General features: G+C 69.0%; 1 pseudogene. It reads left to right on the top strand.

From position 1 onward, the window contains the following. A pseudogene (locus AC0IYH_RS30865) lies at positions 1-294 on the top strand (amidase); the annotation flags it as partial.

The following is a 294-nucleotide window of genomic DNA, read 5'->3' as shown; positions in this document are numbered from 1 at the left end:
CGTCGCCGATGACCCCGACACCCGTGGCGATCTGTGGCGCCTGCAGCCCTGGGTGCCGATTCCCAGCGCCTCCTCGGTGCGCCCCGACTCCTATCACACACTGGCTGCGGATGCCGGCGCACTGGCCGGCAAACGCTTCGGCGTACCGCGCATGTTCATCAATGCCGACCCCGAAGCGGGCACCAGCGAGTCGCCAGGCATCGGCGGGCCAACCGGGCAGCGGATCAATACCCGCGCCTCGGTGATCGCACTGTGGGAGAGCGCCCGTAAGGCACTGGAAAGTGCCGGTGCCGA

This window comes from Pseudomonas sp. AC463, assembly GCF_979253585.1.
Note: the sequence above shows the minus strand (reverse complement) of the source record. Positions and strands in the feature narration are given on the sequence as shown.